Raw genomic sequence first — 17,996 nt, forward strand, 5'->3', positions numbered from 1 at the left:
CATGGGTCAGTCACTACCGCAGAAACGGCCATGGCTCGCAGCACTCCTCGCAGCACTTGTGACTGGGTTCGGCCACCTCTACCTTCGCCGGGTAGGTCGCGCGATCGGATGGCTCGTTACCTCGCTGGGTGTGAGTGTACTCTTCGTCGATCCGTCGGCGTACGACGCATTTCTGGCTGGAACCTGGACTGTCGGAACGTTGCTGGCGGTCGCACCGATGTTCCTCGTCGTGGGACTCAGCGTCGTCGACGCCTATCGGCTCGCGCAGAGACAGAACGCTGCCGCCCGCCCGTCCGACGATCCCGACGACGATGCGGTCGCCTGTCCCCACTGTGGAAACGACCTTGATCCAGAACTCGAGTTCTGTCACTGGTGTACGAATTCCGTCGAGGACGTCGATCGGGAGCGACCGGAAGAGACAGAATAGTAGTGAAGAGTTGCACACGCTCACCGCGTGATGACCGATATGCTACTGCCGTTCGTTCACTAGCACGTTCGTCACGTACTCGTCTGCGGTCCGCCGTGCCGTCGTCAGCGCGCACTCTTCGTCTAACACGACCGCTCGAGTTCGAGCGCCGTCGACGATCGTCATCAGTGCTCGTGCCTCGTGTTTGGTGTCGACAGCTACAAATACGCCTTCCTCGACCCCGTGGTTGATCACCGTCTCGAGCAGAGACCGGATGTGCTCGTCGTTCTGCCGGAACCGTTCACGGAACCGTTCTTTGTACGGTGACTGACTGCGCATTTCCAGTATCGCGACGAATAGGTCCAGATGGTCCTCGGGATCGGCGAGTAGTTTGTCGAGTAGCAACTCCAGTCGCCGCTCGGAGCCCGTCGTTTCCACCTCGTGGACCGTCTCCGTGAATTGCTCGAGGATGTAGTCCAGAAACGCCGCGAGCAGGTCTCCCTTCGTCTCGTAGTGATAATGGATCGCAGCGGTCGACTTCCCGTACTCGTCGGCAATCCGTTTGATCGTGAGATCGGCGTACCCGTGCTCCCGAAGCGTACGGATAGTTACGCAAGCGGGGGATAACAGTGTTGACCGACCCATCAGAATCAGCGTTCCAATAGTATATCGACTACAGATGGCTGAGCAAACACAGAACGAAACGATAGTGGTGGGACGATCCTGTTTCCAAATCCTTTTGACTAATCAGTCAGTAAGTGCCTCTATCGACCGACATGAATGACGAATCACCTACTGAGATTCTGAATGCAACATATCGGACCCTCTGCAAGCATGGATACGCTGACCTGACGCTACAGGATATTGCCGCCGAATCAGAGATGAGCAAAGCATCGATTCACTACTACTACGAGAGCAAGAACGAGCTGTTCGTTGTCTTTCTCGAGTTTCTATACGACCGGTATACGACCCTGATAGATTCAACCGATAGCGTCTGTTCTCGAGAGCATCTCCGCTCACTCCTCAGGATGTTCCTCACTGATGAGGAGGGCAGGTCTGAGAAGGAGTTCCGCACTGCGATGCTCGAGATGAAGGCACAGGCTCCGTACGACGACGAAATCCAGACTCGACTCGTCGAATTCGACGAGTATCTCTTCAAGCGAATACGAGAGATTATCTCGACCGGAGTCGACGCCGGCGAATTCACCGAAAGCGTTGCTCCGGAACGTATTGCCGAGATACTTACGACGATAATTACGGGATCTCACACGCGTCAAGTTGCGATTGATCACTCCGTGGATCGGCTCTACGAAACCATTACGACGAACGTCGAGACGCAGTTACTGACCAGCGCGGTAGCGGAGGAAGCGCAATGACGGATATTCGACGTCGTATCAGTTCGCTCTTCAAGGGGCGTGAGGAGTTCGATCTCACATCAGGCGGCATCGGGAAACCGCTCTTCTTCCTCTCGATGCCGATCGTCGTCACGAACCTCTTTCAGACCGCGTACAATCTCGCGGACACGTTCTGGCTCGGTCAGTATAGCACGGACGCGCTGGCGGCGATTAGTTTCGCGTTCCCGATGGTGTTCCTTCTGATCTCGCTGGGAATGGGAATTTCGGTCGCCGGCAGCGTTCTCGTCGCCCAGTATACAGGTGCCGGCGAGGAACGGGAGGCCGAGTATGCCGCGTCACAGACGATGACCTTCGCCGGCATCGCGTCGGTCGTCCTCGGCGTCGTCGGCTACCTCTTCGTCGGGGATTTCCTCGATATTATGGGTGCGTCTCCGGACGTCCTGCCGATGGCCTCGAGTTACATGGAGGTCATCTCGCTGGGCCTCCTGTTCATGTTCGGATTCGCCGTGTTCGTCGCGCTCATGCGAGGCTACGGCGACACGATCACACCGATGCTGGTCATGTTTGGCTCGGTGGTTCTCAATATTATCATCGACCCGTTCCTGATCTTCGGGTGGACGGTCGTCGAGAACGCACCGTTCGTCGGCACGATCGCCTTTCCCGAACTCGGAATCGAAGGTGCCGCAATCGCGACAGTGTTCTCACGCGCGCTGGCACTGGTCGTCGGCCTCGCGATCATGTTTCGCGGCAAGCGTGGCGTCCAGATCAATCTCCGAGATATGGTGCCAAATTTCACCTATCTTCGCCGTCTCGCGCGGATCGGCATCCCCGCCTCTATCGAGGGGACGGGACGAGCGGTGTCGATGAACCTGCTGTTGTTCATCGTCGCGTTCTTCCCGGATACGGTCGTCGCTGCGTACGGGATCGGGACACGGGTCTTCTCGGTCGTCTTCTTACCTGCGATTGCGGTCGCCCGCGGTGTCGAGACGATGACCGGGCAAAATATCGGTGCGGACAAGCCCGATCGAGCCGAGCAGGCAACGGCGCTCGCAGCGAAGGTCCTCTTTGCTATCCTCACAGGGGCAGGGATTCTCATCTGGTTCGGTGCAGCCCCCATCGCTGATCTGTTCACGACGGATTCCGAAGTGGTCGATATCTCCGCAGAGTTCCTGCGTTACGTCGCGCTGACGTTCGGATTCATCGGTATCATGCGCGCATACACCGGCAGTTTCCGCGGTGCCGGGAAGACGCTCACTGCAGCGGCGATCTCCGTGCTGATGCTCGGGGTCATCCGCTTCCCGATCGCATGGGTTTTCGCCAGTTCGATCGGTGAGTCGGGCATCTGGCTTTCGTTTGCCATCTCTAACGTCGCCGGCGCAGCGATCGCGTACGCGTGGTATCAACGCGGGACGTGGCGGAAGGGCGATCTCACCGAGTCAAACGTCGATATCGACGAGACCAATATCGAGGTCCCGGCAACGGACGACTAATACCAATGTCTCGCGAGCTTTCACTCACTGAACGACGGACCCAGATCGACGGCCGACTCGAGCGGGCGCTCAGCTCTGCAGATAGTGGCCGGTTAGCTCCTGCCCGGACGACGATTTTAGAACGTGATAACAGGTGGTACGGCCAACTGTTAGCTATTTCACACAATTCCGTGGCAACGACACCGGCGAGGCCGGCGGCCCTTTCCGCAGCGACAGCGATCGAGTTGCTCCGTGGATACGTCCGGCTTCGCGAGCAGTTGATACACCAACTCGGAAATGAGGTCACTGACTCACTGCAGTGGGAGGTGACGCCCGCACTGCTTGCCTCGGACTACCTCTATACGTCGGCATATTCAACGCTTGGATCTCTTACTGATGATCATATAGCTGAGTGCCTCGAAGAATTCACTGCCGTCTCGAAGTCGATTATCGAGACGTTGGGACGCAACTATATCCAATCAACACCGTCACCGACCAAGTACTGTTCGTTTATCGATGATACTGCCGGCGCACTCGGTCGAGGGGCAGCCGTTATCGGTGCAACGCTGGCGGATGTCGATGAACCACACCGAGACCACTTTGCGACACTGGGGCGCGGATTTGGCACGATCTATCGGATACAGCATCTCCTTGCGTCCGATGGTGCTTCGATCAAGACGGACTCATCTCTCACTGATCGACGACTCCGTCAGCATGCGAAACAGCGCCTCCAAGAAACTGATCGCGCACTCCAACAGCTTTCGTCCACCCTTGACGTGACCTCCTTGCGAACGTTCGTTACAGGAGCTATTTCGGAGAGTACAGTAGATAATATCTTAGACTGATACGTCTCCCTGTCCATTCCTCGAGCCGGCGACAGCGAAATACGACGATTCTCAGCTACACCAGCGATTTCCTCATTGAACAGTAATCTTTATACGTGTACTGATTAACTATTCAATAAGGGACAGTGTACACTTTAATTACACCCATACGGGCGTAAATGTTTGGTATCTGATATCCTGCCGCGTTCGAACGCCGCGATAGCATTGACTAGACCCTAAACCGTCCTCGAGAGACGAGTCAAACGGTGATGAGAATACGATACCCACATGGTACATCACTGAAAGCAGATAAACGCAGTATCAGGCCCTGATCTCTCAGTAGCGCGGCTCGAGGGAATTCCTGCTACTCTTCGACAGTGCGAGTCGCGTCGAATACACGCACACTGAGAAGAAGGAGCGAAATGGCTTTGGCTTCGGCTTCGATCCAGGATCCAACGTGGCGATATGTAGGATCTAATTTCGCTGCATCCGTCTCGAAAACCGCGTTTGGAAAATCACCGTGCGCGTTGCAGAACCACTGGGCCTCACCGTAGCACAAAATCGAATCTATTGTTCTCCCACAAACAGGACAACTGGCTCGCCCAAGGGCACTCAGATCTGATCAGCGGGAGAGATGGCAGTATCGACGTAGTCGACGAACTCCTCATAGCGAGCGCGAATAGTGGGTTCACTGACTCCCGTAATAGTCGCCAATTCCGTTGCACTCGTGTTTATCTCGGCGGCGTTTGCGACGTACAACCATGCGCCGCCGAGGATTCCCAAACTCCGTTTGTTCTGCGCCCAATCGCTCGTTCGTGCCCCGGCCAAGAGTTCATCGACGAGCGACACCGCCTCGGACCGCGCATCGGGAAACTGAATCTCGAATAACCGGCTTCCTGTCGCCGCAAGAATATCGTCTCGCCGATTGCGAAGGGTGGCGGTCGAAACATCGAAATGCGATGCGATATCGGCCTGTGAAAGGTCGACGTCGGTCGGCGAACAGACGACGTAGAGGATTGCGGCAGTATAGGTATACGGGGAAACACCGCTCGTCACACTAGCATCATCACCGAGCTGAGCGAGACGGACGGCTCGCTCTCGAACAATCTCTGGCAAGCCGAGTTCGTCACAGCTCTTCTCGATGAGTATCTCCGGATCGGCAAGTGGGACCGTAATCTCGAGTGCCTGGGAAAGGCGCTGCATCTCACTGAGGATCTGCTCCTTCGAGAAGGGTGTCTGATCGGCTATAACGGTAACTCGCACCGGTTCCTCACGGAGTCGACAGGCGGCAAGCAAACACGCGGCAGCAGTACGTTGTGATGATGAGATCCGAGTTTCTTGGTGCTGCAATTCGTCGGCGATCACCGTTGCATACTGTCGGATCGAATCGCCGAAATCGAGTTCCGTCGCTATCGCCGAGATCTCCGCTGAAACTGATTCATCTGTCATTTCTATTTATTCCGGATTCGGTCGTTCATGGCTAATCATCCCGGTTACTATTCCTTCGGATCGATCACAATTTCCGTATGGGTATCTCATTGCCATCAGTCCTTATGAACCTTCCCTCGCTTCCGTGTCCGCTCGAGAACGAACACAGGTGTCCGTATCACGTTGATATCTCTCAGACGTCGGTTACGGGCGTTCGAGGAGAAAGCCCTACCCCTTCAGGGCGAGGAGGCTGTCAATGGAGACTTGGGTTGGAGCCGACGGTACCCTGATCGAACGTCGTGTCGGTGATCGATTTGAGTCGCTTGACTAGCGATTCTTTCTTCGGTTCGCCCATGAGGGCGACGTCCAGGACTTCGCTGATGTTCGCACAGGGGATGATCTCGACCATCTCCTCGTACTCGTCTTCGATCATCACGTCCTGCTCGTTGGCTTCGGGAATGATGATTTTTGTACAACCAGCTTTCGCGGCGGCTTCGATCTTGTGGGTGACCCCGCCGACCGGGAGTACGTCGCCGCGCACGGAGAGCGAGCCGGTCATGGCGACCGACTGATCGACCGGGATGTTCTCGAGTGCGCTGATGACGGCGGTCGCCACCGTGATGGAGGCGGAGTCGCCGTCGACACCCTGCTGGCCGGCCTGAACGAACTGGATGTGGACGTCCTTCTCCGAGAGGTCGACGTCGGAGAACTTCTTGATGATCGCGGAGACGTTCTGGACCGACTCCTCGGCCATCTCCTGAAGTTTTCCGGTGGCGATCACTGTTCCACCAGCCTGTGCGGGCGCGATTTCGGCCATGACGGGAAGCATGATACCGGAGTCCTCGCCCATGACCGCGAGACCGTTGACACGGCCCTCGACGCCGCCGTCGTTGACCTGCAGCTCGTAGTCCTTGCGGCGCTCGATGTAGTCGTCGGCGAGCTGTTGCTCAATCGAGCGCGAGCGGTCTTTAGCTCGCAGCACGTCATCTCGAGTAGTGTATTCACGATCCTCGGCGCGGGCGATGTCGCCCGCGACGCGGACCAGCCCACCGAGGGTACGGAAGTGCAGCGTGAGGTGGTTCTTCCGGCCCGAGCGGCGTTTCGCCTCGAGGAGGAGTTCCTCGACGGCGTCGTCGGTGAAGTGGGGGAGGCGGCCGTCACGTTCGACCTCCTGGGCGACGAAGCGGGCGTACTTGCGCCGCATCTCGGGCGTGTCCTCGATGGTGTCATCCATGTAGACCTCGTAGCCGTACCCCTTGATTCGGTTCCGGAGCGCAGGATGCATATTCTCCATGGCGTCAAGGTTACCCGCAGCGACCATGATGAAGTCACAGGGGACGGGTTCGGTCTGGACCATCGCACCCGAGGAGCGCTCGGACTGGCCCGTAATGGAGAACTCGCCCTCCTGGATCGCGGTCATTAGCTTCTGCTGGGTCTGGATGTCGAGCGTGTTGATCTCGTCGAGGAACAACACGCCTTTGTTGGACTGGTGGATCGAGCCGGGTTCGACCCGTTCGTGGCTCGGCGTCCCCATACCGCCGGACTGGAAGGGGTCGTGGCGGACGTCGCCCAGCAGCGCACCGGCGTGGGCACCGGTCGCGTCCTCGAAGGGGGCGACGCGTTGCTCGCCGTTGTTGACGAGCAGGTTCGGCACCATCGCGTCCGTTCCTTGGCCCATACTCCGGAAGATAAACCAGATGACCCCCGCCGCGAGGAAACCGAGCAGGAGGGGACCCACGATGATAGCGTATCCGATGATGGCCGCGATGATGATCCACATCAGGATCGAGCGCTTCCGGTTGTGCTTGTTGGCTTGCTCCCTGTGAGCGTCGACGATTTGATCTCCTTTTCCGGCAGGGACGGTCCGTACTTTCGGTTCGTTGTCGTCGTCCGGGTTGGGGTAGACTAAGACGTCCTGCAGGTCCTCCTGGGGAAGGAGCTGACTCATTGCCTTCGCCAGCATCGACTTCCCGGTCCCCGGAGAACCGATCATCATAACGTGGCGTCGCTGCTTCGCCGCTTTGATAATTATGTCTCGGGCTTCATCCTGGCCGATGACCTGATCGACGAGTCGATCGGGGACTTCGATGTCCTCCGTCGAGTCGATCTTCAGACCGCCCAATAGATCGTCTTCGTCGATCTCCTCGTCGATTTCGACGCCAGGGTCGACTTCGACCGTGCTGCCGAGATCATTGACCGTCTCGATATCGTCCTCTGTCTCGTCGGACGACGGTTCGGAGTCATCAATCGGATCGTCGACGTCGTTGCGACGGTCACCGTCATCCTCGAGCGACGACTGAGCTCCCTGACGCTCGGGCTGCTCGGCGGGGTCGTCCCCGTCGGGAGCAGCGTCCGGGACGTCTTCGAGAGAGTCGTCACCGTCTGTATTATTACTCATAGAACTCGATTCAGTACCAAATCGGAAGGGATTGCGACAGATATACTTTCTCCATGTGGTGGATCGTCGCAGTTGCTGTTACGGGGAGAGACAACGGTTGCTGCCGGAAGAGAGGCCAGTAACGGCTGCTATTTGATCTAGCCGTGAACGAGCGTTCGCCGGACCGGCCGGGCGAACAGACAAGCGCACCACAGCGCGAGAACCGTGGCAGGGATACGAACGATTGCTAGAAGAGTACTGCGGAGTGGGAGATTCCGGTGAGAGCACAGCCCTTCTGCTAACCGAACCGTTATCCCTCGAAGTCACTGAGCACGGATATGGAACTCTCTGCCGTTGACCTCTCTCCGGTTCCCGACGACGGCACCGCGACCGATGCTTACGCAAACACTGTCGAGGCCGCACAACAAGCCGAGCAACTCGGTTACTCGCGGTTCTGGGTCGCTGAGCATCACGGAATGGCGAGTAGGATCGCGGGCACCGCGCCCGAAGTATTGCTCGGGCACCTCGCTGCCGAGACCGACTCGATCCGCCTCGGCTCCGGAGCAGTATTGCTCAACCACTATAGCCCGTTCAAAGTCGCCGAACAGTTCGGCGCGCTGGACGCACTCGCACCGGGTCGCATCGACGCGGGTCTCGGGCGGGCGAACGGGTCACCGGCCGCCGACCGCGCCCTCGGGACGGACCGACGCGTTCAAAATCCCGACGACGACCACGCCGAGAAAATTGAGGCCGTCATCGATCACCTCTATGACGACTATCCCGAGGGACACGCTTACAGTGACCTCGAGATTCCACGCTCCGGTAAGGACGAGCCCGTGCCGTGGGTGCTCGGATCGAGTCCCTCCAGCGCGGCTATCGCGGGCGAACTCGGCTTACGATATTGTTTTGCGGCGTTCATTCGGCCGCAACTTGCCACGAATTCGTTCGAGACGTATCGCGAACACTTCCAGTCTTCCCGGTTGGCCGACGGCATGGATGATCCACAGGGAATGCTCGCGGTGAATGCGGTCTGTGCCGAGACCGACGAGGAGGCGGCACGGGTGCGAGCGGTGGCCGAAGCATCCTTCAAGCGGATGCAACGCGGGGTCGTCGGCTCCACGCCGTCTATCGAGGAGGCCATCGACGAACTCGGTGGTGTCCCCGAGCCAACGCCTGCAACGCTCGATTCCGACGAGTGGCCACGTGCGATTTCCGGGAGTCCGGAAACGCTCGCAGACCTATTGGAGCAACTCTCCGACCGTGTCGACGTCAACGAAGTGATGATCCAACACGTCGTCGCCGACCACGATGACACGCTCCGTTCTCATGAATTGCTGGCCGATGGCGTCGGCCTCACGGCTCGTTGAGGTGTCCCCTCGCGAGCAGCAGTCCGATCAAACCTAACCGCAGCAGGCGATTCTCAAACGATCAGAGACGGAGACGATTAATTTCCCTCACTGAGAAAACGAACTCGATTCGGTCCTCGAGTGCTGCCACTGGTGTACGGGATCCGCCAAGCACATCGATTGAGAACGGAAAATGGACGACACCTGACATCGATTTCTCGGTGGTTCGATTGGCTCCTACTCTTTCCGCAGTAGGATGTTCGTCACGTATTCATCGGCCGTCTGTCTCGCCGTTATGAGCGCACGGTCTTCGTCCAACACGACCGCTCTAGTGCGGGCGCCGTCGATAATCGTCATGAGTGCACGTGCCACGTGTTCGGTATCGACATCATTGAAAATCCCGCTCTGGATCCCTTGGTCGATTACCGTGCTAAGCAGATATCGAACGTATTCGTCGTTCTGTCGAAACCGATCACTGAACCGCTCCTTGTATGGTGCCTGGCTTCGCATCTCCAGTATGGCGACAAGGAGGTCCTGATGATCTTTGGGCTCGACGAGCAGTTTGTCGAGCAGTAACTCGAGTCGCTGTTCGGGATCCGTCGTTTCGACCTCGTGGACGGTGTCCTTGAACCGATCGAGGATGTAGTCAAGAAGGGCCGCGAGCAGGTCTTCTTTCGTATCGTAGTGATAATGGATCGCAGCGGTCGACTTCCCGTACTCGTCGGCGATCCGTTGAATCGTGAGCTCGGCATATCCATGTTCGCGAAGCGCACGGTATGTCGCACGCATAATCTCCTCGTTCGGATCGGAGACGGTCTCGGTTGGCGGATCTGCCATTATTTGGCTGTCGTGTTGCCGGCAGATAACGGTTTTGACCGACCCGTTAGCCCGTAGCGGTTCATGTCGGCTGTGCCACTGGAGAACCAGTGAAACCAGGGTTACAATGGCCGTCTCGAGCCGATATCATTCTTCGATACCATTGATTGACCAGTCAATAGGTGGTTCACTGAACGACATGAGACTCGAGATTTCGCGCGCTACGCATCGAACGTTGTGCAGGTTCGATAACAGCGATCTCACTTCTCTCCGTTTCAAGCGAGAACGTACACGTCTGGATCGATGTGCTCGAGTATCGGTTCTCTCCTTACCCTTCACGTTGTTACCGCGACACCATGGAATGTGTGGCACTGTCTAGTTTGGCACCTCTGCCGCTATCTGTCCGTTGAATGGCTAATAGTCGCGTTACGTGCCATAATACTGTGAGTGTTCCACAATTCATTCTCCAACGCTTGCCCGGCTAACAATCCACGAATTGTGGAAGTAGTAAACGTTTATTTTGAAGTTCTAAACCACTTTTCGATACAGTTTCGGTCAAATAGTCGAGCTAATCGCTTAATCCGGGTCGTGAAAGGACAATCAGATAACCATAGTTGTCAACGAGAAATACGGCCTCGGAAAATAGCGTGTATCGGCCAATCAATGCAGAGATGCGGCAGTTAATCGGTGTCTCACTATCCAAAGATTGCGACAGCAAGAATAAGCCGTGATCCCTATTATAGTGTATTATATGCCCAATATTGTTCTCCGAAGATCATAACAGAAATGATATTAATAGTGGCCTGCGACAGCTGTGCCGTCCTCAGAAACCAACGGTTTCTGATGAGTTGCACGAAAGGAGTCTCTTGCTGAAGGTCGTTCGGCTGTGAGCTGTTCGCTCGTTCCGAATCTGCACTGTACTCCGCAAGCAGTTGTCGAACTTCCGTTCGGAGACGCTCTACTGAGTTGCTGAACTCTCGCCGTGATGGTGTTGGGGGACATGAACAACTGAAGTCTCCCGCTTCAAGACCTTCGATTTAGCGAACCATTCCGTCGTCGTTTAGTGATTCAACACAGCCCATAAAAGAGTATAATAGGGTAGATTTCAACCCACTATTTGTACACTTGTGCTGTCTATTCAGCACGGCTTCTCAAAGACCTCTATTAGCTGATGGAAACAATCGTGTTAGGTTCGCATATGTAGTGCCGTTCAGTACAGGAAGGCTATGTAACAACGTCAGCAACATAATTCCATTAGTCAGAACTTGTAGTGAGCAATCTCAGTCGTTCCACAGCGGGGACACCTCTCAGTGTCTTCCCCGATTTTCTCCCCACAATTTCGGCACTCATGCAGGCTTCTACTCTCATTGCCCACGCATTCACGAATTGCTTTGAGTACCCCCATTTTCCCGAGGTAGCATATCCATACGTATTAACCCTGTTACCGGCATCAGCCTGTGTAAAAGAGAGGAGAGAAAGGGGTTAGCTTCTGCCGCATCCTGGACTGGATAGTATACTGTTCGCAAGTGTAGTGAACGGATAGTTCGCTCCAGATTCGGTGAAAAGAACGTCATGCGGATCATTCGATGACACCCTCGAACCGGCCTCTGCCACAGTTTTTACAATTTGATTGAGTGTGAAAAATCAAACAGAGTGCAATATTCTACTTTCACAGCGCGGAAACATACAATTCTCCGTGAAAAGAAGTCAAATGCAGCATCGTTGAATACTCTCGTAAGATGGATGACCTCACCGGCTTCCAACGAGACCTCCTGTACGTGATCGCAGGCGCCGACCGCCCATCCGGTCAAGATGTCAAGGAGGAGATAGAGGAGTACTATGAGAGTGAAATCAATCACGGCCGGCTGTACCCAAACCTCGACACGCTTGTCAACAAGGAGTTGGTCGAGAAGGGTGAACTCGATCGGCGGACGAACTATTACGCGATCAGCGACGCAGGAGAGCAAGCGATCCAGGATAGACGAGAGTGGGAAGATCAGTACGTCGAGTTGTAGAGCATCCCATATTCGTTCGTTCGAGATCGTTGGAAATTCCGACCGTTTTGCCAATGAGAAGGCTTATACTGGCAAAATTGAGTCTACCACTGTATGCCAAGTGAGAGAACGATGACAAATATCGTTACAGTAATCGGTCGTGGAGTGCCATCCAACTACGAAATTAGCGTCGATGGTGATATCGAACCAGTTGAGGCTGACTCGCTCGAGAAAACCACAGTGGTCTCTGAACATGCTGTCGAGGGGACGATCGAGACTGGGGTCCAACGGTTCCGGTTTTCTGGAGAACTGGCAAACGTGCATGTTCTCGATTGGAACGGAACCGCTGCAGCCGAATCACCGAGCACACCGGAAGTCCACATCGATTACAACGTCCCCGGCCGGAAGAACAATAGCTAGTAATCCTACGGAATTGTATGAGAAAGCGCTTGCTGCTCGAGCGGTGGGCCCATTTGCACGGCCTGATTGTTCCCGGTAGGTCCTATTGCTGTGAGCACAGCTGCTAATCACAGCCACGGACCAACTCGCTGGTGATTGAGTAATCGCTGGGGGTCCGGCGGCCAGAACAGTACGCTGCCTAGTGGGTCGTCGGGATCATTGTATCGCTCTGGCGGGAGGATTGTCTCGAGCAATGCGTCAGCGGCTCCTCTTTGACGGTCCCATCGGCGCCCTCGAGTCGCTCGAGGCCGTGCGCGCCGTTGATCCCGACGCAATCGTCATCAGTCCGGACCCGACCACCCGAAGAACGACCGCGACATCGGCGTCACGATGGATGTCCTCGAGGAGATTACGCCCGACGTGCCGACGCTCGGGGTCTGTCTCGGCCTCGAGGCCGCCATCTACGCGTACGGCGGGAGCGTCGGTCGGGCCCCGAACCGATCCACGGGAAGGCCTCCGCGGTTGACCACGACGGCGAGGGCGTCTTTGACAGCCTCGAGCAGGGCTTTCGCGCCGGTCGGTATTACTCGCTAATCGCGACCGACGTTCCCGACTGTTTCGAGGTGTCGGCGACCGCGGAACACGGCGAACACACGCTCGTCATGAGTGTACGCCACCGCGAGTATCCCTTCGAGTGCGTTCAGTTTCATCCAGAGAGCGTGCTTACGGCCGTCGGACACGACGTGATCGAGAACTCCCTCGCGATGTTCGAGAAAGCCCGCGACCTCATCGACGAGGACAGACGCGTCCCCAAGCACCTCGGGAACGTCGTTGAGGTCCACCTCTCGAACTTCAACATCTCCGTCGGCATTACCGACGGCTTCATGGAAGCGGTCCAGAACGACGAGGAGTACTCCTTCACCAACCCGCGCACCGAGGCGCCCCACATCGCCACCGAGGAGACCAAGGAGATGTACAGCCGGTACGACCTCGGCGAGCACGTCGACGCGGTCCGCGAAGATCTGCGGTGTCCTCGTCCGGGCTGTCGGGCGGGTGACCACCGTATCCGCGGTCGTATGTCGGATCGGATCGTCCGCGAGACGGGGCCAGCACTCGAGTCGACGACGACCGGAGAGGTGGCCAAGGAACTCGACTGTCACCGGAACACCGCCCGTCGGAATCTGAACAATCTCGCTGAGAGTGGCAAACTGAAAAAGACGAAACGGTCTCGTTCATTCCTCTGGCAGACAGTTTGAGCTTACTTTCACTCACAGCCGCTATTGGGGCAGCGGCAGTGACCGCAGGTTCGCCTCCCGAATTTTCTGCATCGCGTGCTTAAATGCGCCCACAACATCCTCGTCGGAAAAGTAGCTTGGCAGTGAATATTACGTTTATTTTGGGGCCGTATTAACTGTTCTGACGGGCGTTCTGCGCTGTCTCCAGCGCCTCGATAGGCTGATCATTTTTGAGGAGAGTGGTGACGGATTCGACAGCCTGTTCCGGGATCATCTCTTTCTCGAGATACTCTCCTACGATCATCGCCGCTTCTTCTTCTATGGGCGTTCCTTTCAGTTCCATCGTAGTCTTGAGGTCACCCAATACATTCGCAGGCTATGAAGCTATTGGCCATGTCTAACAGCGATAATAGATTCTTTTGAGAAGCTAGGGTCGATACCCAACTCGTAACTGAAGGCATCCAGCAACCGTCTCAACAGTTACAGACAGTCGGTGACGCTCGAGGAGAAGAAACGATCGACGATATTTACCGACGAAGAGCTGTACGTCCACTTTCGAGAGGAGTACAGTACGTACGGGTTCGTGCTCGAAGCCCTCCTCGAACGGGCCGGGTTCGAGATTCTCGAATCGACGTACGAAGACGACTTCTACGCCGCTTACACCTGTCGGTGGCAGGGTTTTCTGAGTGAGTACGAGACGTTCTCGAAAAATCCCTCGAAGCTCCCGCCAGGTTCGCCAGCGTCGTACGTGTCTTCGAACGTCTCTAACCAATCGATGCCGCCGTCGTCCTCGGCGATGTATCCGTCGAGGGTAGCGGCAATGTAGAGGATGACCTGGCTCATACGCGAAACTGGCTTGCTCGCAGTTTACCCGTTCCGACTCGATGGTCTGTACCGTTCTCGCGGTTGCAAGCGAAAACGCAGCTGACTGAGCCGGAGTTTTCCGAGACAGCTAGTCACCTCAGCGATCGGTGGCGCCGACGTGGAGCGACGAGAACACGGCCGCCTCGATCTTCCGGAGGTGCTTGCCGACGGTCGTCTCGGAGAGTTCTGTCGCTGCCGCGATCTCGGCGTGGATCGCCTCGCGGGGCTCCTGGTAGTACCCGAGGTTGACCGCTTCCCGGAGCACCTCGCGCTGGCGCTCGGTCAGCCGGGAGACGACGTGGCGGGGGCCGGGTGTGTACGGGCCGGTTCGCTCGATTTCGGTCCTGATCCCTTCAGGCTGCTCGGCGAGCACGTCGACGAACGCCGCCTCCGTCCCGATGTAGGTCACCCGGAGACCGCCATCGTCGGTGTACTCGACCGGCATGTCGATCAGGTACGACGACCTCGGGCGACTCCGACAGGATTCCGCGGAGCGCCTCGACGTCGCCGCGACCCTCGGCGAACATCGCCACCGTGTCGTCGTCGAGGAGTTCCATGCGGTGGATGGCCCGGTATACGAGGCCGAGCTCGTTGACTCGTCGGTCGAGCCGGTTGATTCCTTCCTCGTCAGGGTAGGCCACGACGGTGACGTAACGCATGCACTCACCATGGCGCGCCACCGCAAAAGTCGTTGACTATAAGCGTCCATGGATCGCCGGCAGCGCCCTCATCACGCCCGGAATAAGAGAGATACCTGATGGATATCATAAATTCAATTGCTGAGACAGGGAGCTTTGATCTCAACACCGGAGATGAGAGAACAATTTCTCTCGGAACCCACCAGCGGGCTTCCAATCGTGAACGGTTTCCTCACACTGGGGACCTACGCGGCAGAATATGACTGCGTCGAACAACGAGATGGTCGTCGTCCTCACCGGCGCGAACGCAGGTATCGGCTACCACATGCTGGGAGCCCTGGCCGAGGACAGGTACCGGATTGCAGCCCTCGATATCACTGGTGACGACGTTCGTGACGTTCGAGACGACTATCCCGGCCAGGTTCGATACTACGAATGCGACGTCACTGACGCCGAGGACGTGGACACGGCGGTGAGCGACGTCGTCGACGAGTGGGACCGAATCGATATCCTCGTCAACAACGCGGGTGTCGCCCGATTCGCTCCGTTTCAGGAGCGCTCGATGGCTGACACCCATCGCGAGTTCGAGGTAAACTTCTTTGGCTACCAACGACTGATTCGGGCAGTTCTCCCGCACATGCTAGACCATGGGACCGGTATTATCCACAACTTGGGCTCCGGGACAGCGGACACCGGGCATCCTGGCCTGTCCGGGTATTCCGCAACCAAAGGTGCGATCAAGGGGTTCACCCGCTCACTCCAGCTCGAACTCCGACACACCGATGTCTCCTGTACGTTGATGATTCCGCCTTCCACGAACACGCAGATGACCGCGGATATCGATTACCCGGCGTGGATGACCGTCGAAGCCGAGGAGGTCGGCCGCAAGCTCGCTTCCAAGATTCATTCGACCCAGTCGGTGATCACGCCCGACTGGAAAACGACGGTCGGTTTATCGCTTACCCGATGGTTTCCCTCGATCTGGCGAAGAATGACGGCCGGGATCGTCGAAAAACCAGAATAGTGACGCAAATCGCTCCATGTCGACCCCTGTTGATGGGGAACACCACCCTCACATCGTTCACATAAGCGTCCATGGATCACCAGCAGTGGGCTCATCGCCTCCAAACGAGAAGGGGTAATCGCCATGTCCGAGCGGCCGCCGACGAGTATTCTCCTGCCGGCGACGAGGTGGACCGACGCGTGCGCGGAGCTGGCTATCCAGCTCGAAGATGGCGACGAGTTGTTGGTCGTACACGACGGCCCGGACGACCCCGTTTTCGGGTGAGAGGACTATCCCGACGGTGTTCGACTCGTCGCCGCCGGTGAGCCAGCGGGCTGTTCGGGGAAGGCAAACGCCATCGCCGCTGGGATGGAGGTTGCGTGCCACGACCGCCTCGTTTGGACGGACGACGACTACCACCATCCCCCGGACTGGTTGGCGACCATCAGCGCGGACTACGAAGACCACGGGTCGGTGTCGGAGGTGCCGTACTTCGTTGGGCGGGACCCCCTGTCAGTGCTGCTCGAACCGTTGTACGCCTCCGCCGGCTCGCTAGGTCTCTACCTCGGTAACCAGATCTGGGGCGGGTCGGTCGTGTTCGAGCGCGACGATATCGACGAGGCCGCGTTTCTCGACGAACTCCGGCGGACCGTCAGCGACGACGGCCTCCTCATGGAGTACCTCCAGGTGACGACGGTCGGCCGGACGCGCATCGTCCTCATCGGAGGGACCATCCGTGAGTCGGTTGAGCGCCCGGTCCGGTGGACGCAGATCTCCGCTGGCATTTCCCTGGTGCTATCGCTGGGACGACGTGTTGCGAAGATAGGGAATAATGCACAGGTCTGACAACGATCACTCGCAGGACTGAGTGGCCTCGCGTACCCCTGCTCACAAGTGGATAGCCCGATTTTATCAGAACAATGGGAGAATTTGTTTCCGCTATCAGGGCTCTGTTGAAATCCTCTTCTTTAGAGTAATTGTTCGCGTGAATCTACTGCACACTACACGTGCGCACTGATCATCGTATTTATATCAAGTTTTAATTATGTTCGCCGGATCGTGCTGAATACATAGCGCGAATGTCGCACGGCACTCCACAGAAATTGTGGCGGGCCGAATCGCTTAGTACAGAGGAAGGAGTTACCATTGAATCGGTCGCCATCAGTCCACTATCATAACTGCAAACCAGAACTTCTTGAATGGCCGAATTACCTCGACGAACTCGCCGGGATCAACCGGCTTTCGAGGATTGCATCTTCGTCAGATCGTCATTGAGATCACGGGATTCGATGAAGTCTCTACTCATTCCAGACAGAACGATCACTGGAACGTGAGTGCGCGTCTTGTATCGTTCGCGTCGGCGCGCACTTGCAAGGTGGGATAGTATTCCATCGGGCGGCGACCATCTACCCATGAGCGACCGCAGCCGCGAGCAGGGTGTCGATCTGGGCGACCTCCATGAAAAGCTCGAAACTCACGATTACCCGGCGAGCAAGGAGGACCTGCTCAAGGCCTACAGGGATCACGAACTCAAGTTCGGCGACGGACGGGCGACGTTCGCCGACCTCCTCGAACCGACCAATCAGGGCACCTACGACTCCGAGATGGAAGTCAAACAGACGATCATGAACATGGTCGGAGACGAGGCGATCGGACGCAAGAACTACAGCGACCGAACGCCGCCCGCCCCCGGCGAGGACCGCCAGGACGAAGGTGCACCCGATCAGGAGGGTATGCGCCACCAAGAGTCGTTCTAAACCGTCCGCGAGGCTGGCGAAAGGGTTAGATTCGTACGTTTAGTGAGCGGGTGATGCGCCGCTTTCGGCGTGAAACAAACGGAGT

The 17,996-nt window shown here is 57.0% G+C and carries 17 protein-coding genes and 3 pseudogenes; 12 read left to right on the top strand and 8 right to left on the bottom strand.

The annotated features are described in order from the left end of the window. The first annotated feature begins 1 nt into the window (after position 1). Positions 2–427 (top strand): DUF7575 domain-containing protein, encoded by a 426-nt coding sequence (locus tag HYG81_RS40670; RefSeq protein WP_226778257.1) that lies wholly within the window; start codon positions 2–4, stop codon positions 425–427. Positions 428–469: 42 nt separating this feature from the next. Here the strand turns inward: HYG81_RS40670 and HYG81_RS40675 are convergent, their stop codons facing one another. Continuing rightward, positions 470–1,051 carry a TetR/AcrR family transcriptional regulator gene (locus tag HYG81_RS40675; protein ID WP_226778258.1) on the bottom strand — a complete coding sequence of 194 codons (582 nt, stop codon included), beginning with the start codon at positions 1,049–1,051 and terminating at the stop codon, positions 470–472. A gap of 131 nt (positions 1,052–1,182) precedes the next feature. On the opposite strand from HYG81_RS40675, the gene HYG81_RS40680 reads away from it, so the two are divergent. From HYG81_RS40680 to HYG81_RS40690, 3 genes are all read left to right on the top strand, one after another. Continuing rightward, entirely contained in the window at positions 1,183–1,782 is a 600-nt protein-coding gene (locus tag HYG81_RS40680; protein WP_226778259.1) for a TetR/AcrR family transcriptional regulator, read from the top strand. Further along, positions 1,779–3,251, top strand: coding sequence for an MATE family efflux transporter (locus HYG81_RS40685; RefSeq protein ID WP_226778260.1), 1,473 nt, complete (start codon positions 1,779–1,781; stop codon positions 3,249–3,251). Before HYG81_RS40680 ends, HYG81_RS40685 begins: the two co-directional genes overlap by 4 nt. Positions 3,252–3,421: 170 nt before the next feature. Then, complete coding sequence (locus tag HYG81_RS40690) at positions 3,422–4,075, top strand: polyprenyl synthetase family protein (RefSeq protein ID WP_226778261.1); 654 nt, start codon at positions 3,422–3,424, stop codon at positions 4,073–4,075. A 591-nt stretch (positions 4,076–4,666) separates the two neighbouring features. On the opposite strand, the gene HYG81_RS40695 is transcribed toward HYG81_RS40690, so the two are convergent. Together HYG81_RS40695 and lonB are read right to left on the bottom strand one after the other, a co-directional pair. Continuing rightward, on the bottom strand, positions 4,667–5,503 hold the full coding sequence (locus tag HYG81_RS40695) for a transcription initiation factor IIB family protein (RefSeq protein ID WP_226778262.1): 837 nt from the start codon (positions 5,501–5,503) through the stop codon (positions 4,667–4,669). A 232-nt stretch (positions 5,504–5,735) separates the two neighbouring features. Then, a complete protein-coding gene (gene lonB, locus HYG81_RS40700) occupies positions 5,736–7,880 on the bottom strand; it encodes an ATP-dependent protease LonB (RefSeq protein ID WP_226778263.1) in 2,145 nt (714 codons plus the stop codon). A gap of 317 nt (positions 7,881–8,197) precedes the next feature. On the opposite strand from lonB, the gene HYG81_RS40705 reads away from it, so the two are divergent. Continuing rightward, positions 8,198–9,226 carry an LLM class flavin-dependent oxidoreductase gene (locus HYG81_RS40705; RefSeq protein WP_226778264.1) on the top strand — a complete coding sequence of 343 codons (1,029 nt, stop codon included), beginning with the start codon at positions 8,198–8,200 and terminating at the stop codon, positions 9,224–9,226. A 216-nt stretch (positions 9,227–9,442) separates the two neighbouring features. Here the strand turns inward: HYG81_RS40705 and HYG81_RS40710 are convergent, their stop codons facing one another. Further along, positions 9,443–10,042: a TetR/AcrR family transcriptional regulator gene (locus HYG81_RS40710; RefSeq protein ID WP_226778265.1), complete on the bottom strand. Its 600-nt coding sequence runs from the start codon at positions 10,040–10,042 to the stop codon at positions 9,443–9,445. A 1,718-nt stretch (positions 10,043–11,760) separates the two neighbouring features. On the opposite strand from HYG81_RS40710, the gene HYG81_RS40720 reads away from it, so the two are divergent. The 4 genes and pseudogenes from HYG81_RS40720 to HYG81_RS40735 all read left to right on the top strand — a co-directional run bounded on the left by HYG81_RS40720 (position 11,761) and on the right by HYG81_RS40735 (position 13,670). Next, positions 11,761–12,036, top strand: coding sequence for a PadR family transcriptional regulator (locus tag HYG81_RS40720; protein ID WP_222914171.1), 276 nt, complete (start codon positions 11,761–11,763; stop codon positions 12,034–12,036). Positions 12,037–12,129: 93 nt separating this feature from the next. After that, positions 12,130–12,435 (top strand): hypothetical protein, encoded by a 306-nt coding sequence (locus HYG81_RS40725; RefSeq protein WP_226778266.1) that lies wholly within the window; start codon positions 12,130–12,132, stop codon positions 12,433–12,435. A 277-nt stretch (positions 12,436–12,712) separates the two neighbouring features. Then, positions 12,713–13,178 (top strand): annotated as a pseudogene (locus HYG81_RS40730) (glutamine amidotransferase-related protein); the annotation flags it as partial. Then, positions 13,179–13,670, top strand: a complete 492-nt coding sequence (locus HYG81_RS40735; protein WP_226778386.1) for a DeoR family transcriptional regulator — start codon at positions 13,179–13,181, stop codon at positions 13,668–13,670. Between the two features lie 151 nt (positions 13,671–13,821). Here the strand turns inward: HYG81_RS40735 and HYG81_RS40740 are convergent, their stop codons facing one another. The 4 genes and pseudogenes from HYG81_RS40740 to HYG81_RS45900 form a co-directional block, all read right to left on the bottom strand. Further along, positions 13,822–13,992 carry a hypothetical protein gene (locus tag HYG81_RS40740; RefSeq protein WP_226778267.1) on the bottom strand — a complete coding sequence of 57 codons (171 nt, stop codon included), beginning with the start codon at positions 13,990–13,992 and terminating at the stop codon, positions 13,822–13,824. A 314-nt stretch (positions 13,993–14,306) separates the two neighbouring features. Next, complete coding sequence (locus tag HYG81_RS40745) at positions 14,307–14,492, bottom strand: hypothetical protein (RefSeq protein WP_226778268.1); 186 nt, start codon at positions 14,490–14,492, stop codon at positions 14,307–14,309. A gap of 118 nt (positions 14,493–14,610) precedes the next feature. Beyond that, the gene (locus tag HYG81_RS40750; protein WP_425607572.1) at positions 14,611–14,886 is read right to left on the bottom strand and encodes a helix-turn-helix domain-containing protein; all 276 of its coding nucleotides are present in this window, start codon (positions 14,884–14,886) and stop codon (positions 14,611–14,613) included. Between the two features lie 3 nt (positions 14,887–14,889). Then, positions 14,890–15,172, bottom strand: a pseudogene (locus HYG81_RS45900) (helix-turn-helix domain-containing protein); the annotation flags it as partial. Between the two features lie 238 nt (positions 15,173–15,410). On the opposite strand from HYG81_RS45900, the gene HYG81_RS40760 reads away from it, so the two are divergent. The 3 genes and pseudogenes from HYG81_RS40760 to HYG81_RS40770 all read left to right on the top strand — a co-directional run bounded on the left by HYG81_RS40760 (position 15,411) and on the right by HYG81_RS40770 (position 17,911). Further along, the gene (locus HYG81_RS40760; protein WP_226778271.1) at positions 15,411–16,175 is read left to right on the top strand and encodes an SDR family NAD(P)-dependent oxidoreductase; all 765 of its coding nucleotides are present in this window, start codon (positions 15,411–15,413) and stop codon (positions 16,173–16,175) included. A gap of 123 nt (positions 16,176–16,298) precedes the next feature. After that, positions 16,299–16,928, top strand: a pseudogene (locus HYG81_RS40765) (glycosyltransferase); the annotation flags it as partial. A 638-nt stretch (positions 16,929–17,566) separates the two neighbouring features. Next, a complete protein-coding gene (locus tag HYG81_RS40770) occupies positions 17,567–17,911 on the top strand; it encodes a DUF5789 family protein (RefSeq protein ID WP_226778272.1) in 345 nt (114 codons plus the stop codon). The last annotated feature ends 85 nt before the right edge of the window (positions 17,912–17,996 follow it).

This window comes from Natrinema zhouii (assembly GCF_013456555.2).
Taxonomy (GTDB): domain Archaea; phylum Halobacteriota; class Halobacteria; order Halobacteriales; family Natrialbaceae; genus Natrinema; species Natrinema zhouii.